The organism is Methylobacterium sp. WL116, from assembly GCF_008039455.1.
In the GTDB taxonomy this organism is placed as follows: domain Bacteria; phylum Pseudomonadota; class Alphaproteobacteria; order Rhizobiales; family Beijerinckiaceae; genus Methylobacterium.
Genome location: NZ_VRUV01000240.1, coordinates 1 through 6,806, shown reverse-complemented (window position 1 = coordinate 6,806; position 6,806 = coordinate 1). Strand labels below are relative to the sequence as shown.

The 6,806-nt window shown below is 72.7% G+C and carries 7 protein-coding genes; 4 read left to right on the top strand and 3 right to left on the bottom strand.

The annotated features are described in order from the left end of the window. From FV223_RS16700 to FV223_RS16685, 4 genes are all read left to right on the top strand, one after another. Positions 1–445, top strand: a 445-nt coding sequence (locus FV223_RS16700) for an enoyl-CoA hydratase/isomerase family protein (RefSeq protein WP_187276163.1), incomplete at its 5' end; no start/stop codon positions are given. A gap of 180 nt (positions 446–625) precedes the next feature. Next, positions 626–1,528 carry a 3-hydroxyisobutyrate dehydrogenase gene (gene mmsB, locus FV223_RS16695; protein WP_147728088.1) on the top strand — a complete coding sequence of 301 codons (903 nt, stop codon included), beginning with the start codon at positions 626–628 and terminating at the stop codon, positions 1,526–1,528. Positions 1,529–1,530: 2 nt separating this feature from the next. Next, positions 1,531–2,319: an enoyl-CoA hydratase gene (locus tag FV223_RS16690; protein WP_147728087.1), complete on the top strand. Its 789-nt coding sequence runs from the start codon at positions 1,531–1,533 to the stop codon at positions 2,317–2,319. Between the two features lie 262 nt (positions 2,320–2,581). Next, positions 2,582–4,303 (top strand): AMP-binding protein, encoded by a 1,722-nt coding sequence (locus tag FV223_RS16685; RefSeq protein ID WP_147728086.1) that lies wholly within the window; start codon positions 2,582–2,584, stop codon positions 4,301–4,303. A 10-nt stretch (positions 4,304–4,313) separates the two neighbouring features. Here FV223_RS16685 and FV223_RS16680 read toward each other — a convergent pair whose 3' ends face one another. From FV223_RS16680 to FV223_RS16670, 3 genes are all read right to left on the bottom strand, one after another. Continuing rightward, positions 4,314–4,742, bottom strand: coding sequence for a DUF3291 domain-containing protein (locus tag FV223_RS16680; protein ID WP_147728085.1), 429 nt, complete (start codon positions 4,740–4,742; stop codon positions 4,314–4,316). A gap of 160 nt (positions 4,743–4,902) precedes the next feature. Next, positions 4,903–5,268, bottom strand: a complete 366-nt coding sequence (locus FV223_RS16675; RefSeq protein ID WP_147728084.1) for a hypothetical protein — start codon at positions 5,266–5,268, stop codon at positions 4,903–4,905. A 108-nt stretch (positions 5,269–5,376) separates the two neighbouring features. After that, positions 5,377–6,806, bottom strand: a 1,430-nt coding sequence (locus FV223_RS16670; protein ID WP_147728083.1) for an AMP-binding protein, incomplete at its 5' end; no start/stop codon positions are given.

Below are 6,806 nucleotides of genomic sequence, written 5' to 3'. Positions count from 1 at the left end.
CGCCGTCACGCCGGGGCCGGCCCCGCTCGCCGCGGCGCAAGCCGTCATCGACCGCTGCTTCGCGCACGATCGCGTCGAGGACATCCTGGCCGCGCTCGCCGCCGAAGGCTCCGAATTCGCCGGGCGGACCCGCGCGACGCTGCTGGAGAAGTCGCCGTCGAGCCTCGTGCTGACGCTGCGCCTGCTGCGTCTCGGCCGCGCGACGACGACGCTGGAGGCCTGCCTGGAGCGCGAGTTCCACGCGTCCCTCGCCCTGCTGGCGGAGGGGGATTTTTGCGAGGGCATCCGCGCGGCGGTGATCGACAAGGACAAGGCGCCGCGCTGGTCGCCGCCGACCCTCGACGCGGTCGACCCCGAACGGATCGCCGGCTGGCTCGCGCCGCGGGCGGCCCCGGTCTTTTCGGTGCCGGACGACGTCTTGTCCCACCCTGCCCCCTCATCCTGAGGCGCCCGCGCCAGCGGGCCTCGAAGGAGGGCTCCAGGGATCGCAGCGGGACCTAGATCTCTCCTTCGAGGCCTCCGCTTCGCTCCGGCACCTCAGGATGAGGGGGGGATGGGAGCAAGGAACAAGGATCGGTCGTGCTCCAGGCAGAGCGCCGCCGTGAGAGACATACGGGAGGAACCCATGACGACGCGGCCCCAGACCATCGCCTTCATCGGGCTCGGCAACATGGGCGGCCCGATGGCGGCCAACCTCGTCCGCGCCGGGCACGCGGTCCGCGGGTTCGACCTCGCCCCGGCCTCGCTGGAGGCGGCGCGGGCCGAGGGCGTCGCCGTCGCCGGCTCGGTGCTGGAGGCGGTCGAGGGCGCGTCCGCGGTGGTGACGATGCTGCCGGCCGGCCGGCACGTGGTCGAGGTCTGGTCGCAGGTCGCCGGAGCGGTCCCCGCCGGCACCCTGCTGATCGATTCCTCGACGGTCGACGTCGCGAGCGCCCGAGAGGCCCACGCCCTGGCCGAGGCGCGCTCCTGCGCCGCGATCGACGCGCCGGTCTCCGGCGGCACCGGGGGCGCCAAGGCCGGGACGCTGACCTTCATGGCCGGCGGCTCGGAACAGGCCTTCGCCGCCGCCGAGCCGATCCTGAAGCGGATGGGCCGGAGCGTGTTCCATTGCGGCGCGGCCGGCGCCGGCCAGGCCGCCAAGATCTGCAACAACATGATCCTCGGCATCTCGATGATCGGCGTGTGCGAGGCCTTCGCGCTCGGCGAGAAGCTCGGGCTCTCGCAGCAGGCCCTGTTCGACGTGGCCTCGGTCTCGTCCGGGCAGTGCTGGTCGCTCACCACCTATTGCCCGGTGCCGGGGCCGGTGCCGACCTCGCCCGCCAACAGCGGCTACCGGCCGGGCTTCGCTGCCGCCCTGATGCTGAAGGACCTGCGCCTCGCGCAAGAAGCCGCCGGGACGGCCGGCGCCGCGACGCCCCTCGGCGCCGAGGCCGAGCGCCTCTATGCCCGGTTCGACGCGCAAGGCCACGGCGGGCAGGATTTCTCGGCGATCGTCCAGATGCTGCGCGGACCGCGCGAGGAGGTTTGACCATGCCGGAGAATCTGACCGGGGACGAGACGATCCTCATCGAGACGCGCGGGCGCGTCCGGCTCATCACCCTGAACCGGCCCAAGGCCTTGAACGCGATCAACGCGCAGCTCACCCGCGCGCTGATCGCGGCGGCGACCGCCGCCGATGCCGATCCGGGGATCGGCTGCATCGTCATCACCGGGTCGGCCAAGGCCTTCGCCGCCGGCGCCGACATCAAGGAGATGCAGGCGGCGACCTATGCCGAGATGTATGCCGGCGACCGCTTCGCCGACTGGGAGCGCTTCACGGCCCTGCGGACCCCGATCGTCGCGGCCGTGGCCGGCTTCGCGCTCGGCGGCGGCTGCGAGCTCGCGATGATGTGCGACCTGATCCTGGCCGCCGACACCGCGCAGTTCGGCCAGCCGGAGATCAAGCTCGGGGTGATGCCCGGAATCGGCGGCAGCCAGCGGCTGACCCGGTTCGTCGGCAAGGCCAAGGCGATGGAGATGTGCCTGACCGGCCGGATGATGGATGCGGCCGAGGCCGAGCGGGCCGGGCTGGTCTCGCGGGTCGTGCCCGCCGACGGGCTCGTCGCGGAGGCGATGCGGGTCGCCGAGACCATCGCCGGTATGTCCAAGCCGATCGCGATGATGACCAAGGAGGCGGTCAACCGCGCCTACGAGACCACGCTCACGGAAGGCGTGCGCTTCGAGCGGCGGGTGTTCCACGCGATGTTCGCCACCCAGGACCAGAAGGAGGGCATGGCCGCCTTCGTCGAGAAGCGCGCGCCCAAGTTCACGCACGGGTAGCGCCACTTCTCGCTACGGAGGCCGATCGTCTTCACGCATCGTCCCGGCCTCGAGCGAAACTCATCCGGCCCCGCCCCGTCATCCCGGGCTCGCCTCCGGCGCCCCGGGAGGACGGTGGGGGTTTTCGAACCGAAACGCGCGAGCCGGGCGGACGTGATAGCCCCCGCAGAGGGGAAAGAGGCTCCGCCGAAGCTTCAGTTCAGCAAAAGACTGATCGAACACAAGACAACGGAAAAGCCACCGAAAACCAGGGAGAACGCCGATGCCGAGCTTTCGCGAGTCCCGCGACTTTCTTCTGGCCCGCCGCACCGACTACGCGGCGGCCTATGCGGGCTTCCGATGGCCGGACGCGGCGGCGTTCAACTGGGCGCTCGACTGGTTCGACGCGGATCTCGCGACCCGCCCGGAGACCCGCGACCGCCCTGCCCTGTGGATCGTCGACGCGGCCTCGGGGGCGGAGACGAAGGTTTCGTTCTCGCAGATGAGCCGGCGCTCGAACCAGGTCGCCAACCGCCTGCGGTCGCTGGGCCTGCGACGCGGCGACACCCTGCTGCTGCTGCTCGGCAACGTGCCGGCCCTGTGGGAGACGATGCTGGCGGCGATGAAGCTCGGGGCGATCGTGATCCCGGCGACCACGCTGCTGACCGACGGCGAGCTCGCCGACCGGCTCGACCGCGGGCGGCCGCGGCTGATCGTGGCCGGGGCCGATCAGGTGCCGAAGTTCGAGGGCGTCGACCTGGGGCCGGTGGTGCGCCTGACGACCGGGCCGGCCGCGCCCGGCTGGCAGCCCTACGCGGCCGCATTCTCGGCCTCCGACGCGTTCGCGCCCGACGCGGCGACCGGCGCCGACGACCCGTTCCTGCTGTACTTCACCTCCGGCACCACGGCGAAGCCCAAGCTCGTGCGGCACAGCCACCGCTCGTATCCGGTCGGCAGCCTGTCGACGATGTACTGGCTCGGGCTGCAGCCCGGCGACGTCCATTGCAACGTCTCCTCCCCCGGCTGGGCCAAGCACGCCTGGTCCTCGGTCTTCGCCCCCTGGAACGCCGGCGCCACGGTGTTCGTGGTCAACCAGGCGCCGTTCTCGGCCCCTGCCCTGCTCGCGGTGCTCGCCCGCTGCCGCGTCACCACCCTGTGCGCGCCGCCGACGGTGTGGCGGCTGATGATCCAGGAGGACCTGACCGGGCACGACCTGGCGCTGCGCGAGGTCTGCGCCGCCGGCGAGCCGCTGAACCCGGAGGTGATCGAGCGGGTGCGCGACGCCTGGGGCCTGACCATCCGCGACGGCTACGGCCAGACCGAGACCACGGCCCAGGTCGCCAACACCCCGGGCCAGACGGTGAAGCCCGGCGCCATGGGCCGGCCGCTGCCGGGCTACACGGTCCGCATCCTCGACATCGACGATCAGCCGGCGGGCGAGGGCGAGGTCTGCCTCGCCCTCGGCGAGCACCGCCCGGCCGGCCTGATGCAGGGCTACGACGACGGCGCCGGCCACCTTTCCGGCGCGGACGGACCGCTCTACCGCACCGGCGACGTCGCCTTCGTCGAGCCGGACGGAACCCTGACCTTCGTCGGGCGCGCCGACGACGTGTTCAAGTCCTCCGGCTACCGCATCAGCCCGTTCGAGCTGGAGAGCGTGCTGATCGCGCATGCGGCGGTGGCCGAGGCGGCGGTGGTGCCGGCGCCCGACGCGATCCGCTACACGATCCCGAAGGCCTTCGTGTCGCTCGTCGACGGCGCGGAGGCGACGCGGGAGACCGCCCTCGACATCTTCCGCTTCACCAACGCGCGGCTCGCGACGTTCAAGCGGCTGCGGGCGATCGAGTTCGTCGCGGAGCTGCCCAAGACCATCTCCGGCAAGATCCGCCGGGTCCAGCTCCGGCGCCTGGAGCACGACGGCACCACCGACGACCCGTTCCGGGGCTTGGCCTTCGCGCAGTCGGACTTCCCGGAGCTGAAGGCCGACGAGCGGAAACCGGGCTGAGCGGTCCGGCTCAGCCGGCCGCCCGGGGAAGCCGTCCGCCGCGGGTCGTGCGCGGCGGATCGTAGGCGAGCGCCGCGTGCGCGGGCGACGGATGGCGGACCTTGGAGGGCCGGCCGGTCTCGCGCATCCGCCGGTCGGCTTCGGGCCAGTCCGGCAGGCCCGGCGCGATCCAGTGGGCGACCGAGGCCTCGTCGCACCAGCGGCTGAGCTTGCCCATCGCCGCGCGGTGGTCGCCGGCCAGCACGTAGGCGCGCATCGCCGCCTCGTCGGTCCAGGCGGTGACGGTCCAGAAGGTCAGCTTGGCGTCGTTGAGCAGCGCGCCGTCGCGGTAGCCGGCGGCCCTGGAGGCCTGCCGGCTCGACCGGATCGCGTACCACGCGAATCCGGGCACGAACCGCCAGCCGCGAAGCCGCAACCGGGTGAGGCTGATCCACGACATGGCGGCATCCCTCGCAGAGGGGCCGGCCGTACCACGTCCTGTGCCGTCCGTACCGCCGCGGAGCATCCTCAAGGGCGGCGGATGCCGGCCTGCGTGACGAACATGCGGCCCCTCAGCAGGTCAGACTCGTTTCCGCGATCGATCGATGAGGGCAACCGCTCTAGCCGCGGCGGCTGTCGAGGCGCGGACCGCCGAGGCTGATCCGGCTGCCCTGCGAACGGTGGTTGCCGTAGCTCGGGGCGGCGTAGGGGCGGCGCGACAGGTCGTAGAGGGTGTTGCCGACGAGGCCGGCGGCGCGGCGCAGCACCGCGCCGTCGCAGGTGGCCGCGATCCGGATGCCGAGCTCGTGGGTGTGGCTGCGGCCGTAGAGGTAGACCGCCAGCCGCGCGCGGGTCGCCTCGGGGATCTCGCAGACCATCGCCGACACGGTCTCCGGGTCGGCGCGGGAGATCCGGCCCAGCGCGTCGGGCGGCAGCGGGCACTCGGCGGTGGGGTCGTCGAAGCTGAGGGTCAGGGTCTGGGTCACCACGGTCGCTCCCGGCTTGAAGGCCACAGGATGGCGAGCGGATGGTTAACGAAGCGTAACGGCGTGTATCCGATCGTGTCCGGAGCGACGCCTTGCCGGGGCGCGCGTCTACGGCGCGCGGGCCTGCTCGCGCAGCACGAACTTCTGGATCTTGCCCGTGGCGGTCTTCGGCAGGGGGCCGAACACGATCCGCTTCGGCACCTTGAAGCGGGCGAGGCCGGCCCGGCAGAAGGCGACGATCTCGGCCTCGCTCGGCGGGGTCGCGCCGGCCTTGAGCTCCAGGAAGGCGCAGGGGCTCTCGCCCCATTTGGCGTCGGGCTGCGCCACCACGGCGGCGAGCATCACCGCGGGGTGGCGGGTCAGGACCTCCTCGATCTCCAGGCTGGAGATGTTCTCGCCGCCGGAGATGATGATGTCCTTGGCGCGGTCCTTGATCTCGATCTGCCCGTCGGGGTGCTGCACCGCGAGGTCGCCCGAGAGGTACCAGCCGTCGCGAAGCGTCGCGGCCGTCGCCTCGGGGTTCTTGAGGTAGCCCTTCATCACGGTGTTGCCGCGCAGGGCGATCTCGCCGACCGTGGCGCCGTCCCGCGGCACCGCCGCCAGCGTTCCGGGATCGACGACGCGCACGGCCTCGACCGTCGGCAGCGCCACGCCCTGGCGGGCCATGCGGCGGTGGCGCTCGCCGGGCTCCAACCGGTCCCAGTCGGGGCCGGGCACGCAGATCGTCGCCGGGCCGTAGCTTTCGGTGGCGCCGTAGAGGTGGGTCACCGCGAAGCCGGCCGCCTCCATCGCGGCGATCACGGTCGAGGGCGGCGCGGCGCCGCCCGTCGCGCAGCGCACCCGCTGCGGGAACGGCCTGCGCACGTCCGCGGGGGCGTTGACGATCATCGACAGCACGATCGGCGCGCCGCACAGATGCGTGACGCCGTGCTCGGCGATCGCCCGATAGATCGCAGCCGGCTCGACCCGGCGCAGGCAGACCTGGGTGCCGCCGGCCGCCACCACCGCCCAGGGGTAGGACCAGCCGCTGCAATGGAACATCGGCAGCGTCCAGAGATAGACGCTGCCCGGCGAGAGCCCGAAGGTGAGCGCGTTGCCGAGGGCCTGGAGGTAGGCGCCGCGGTGGCTGTAGACCGCGCCCTTCGGGTCGCCGGTGGTGCCCGAGGTGTAGAGCAGGCAGAGCGACTGCCACTCGTCGTCCGGCCCCGGCCCGACGAAGTCCGGGTCGCCCTCCGCGACGAGGTCCTCGTAGGCGAGGCCGCCGCCCCCGGGGTCGTCCACGGCGATCACCAGGATCGGGTTCGGGACGGCCTCCAGCGCCTCGGCGGCGAGCGCCCGGAACGGCGCGTCGACGATCAGCGCCCGCGCCCCGCCATGGGTCAGCGAGGCGGCGAGCGTGGCGGCGTCGAGGCGGGTGTTGAGCGGGTTCAGCACCCCGCCGAGCATCGGCACGGCAAAGTGCGCCTCGATCATCGCGGGCACGTTGCCGGCCAGGATCGCCACCGTGTCGAGCCGGCCGATCCCGCGCCCCACCAGCG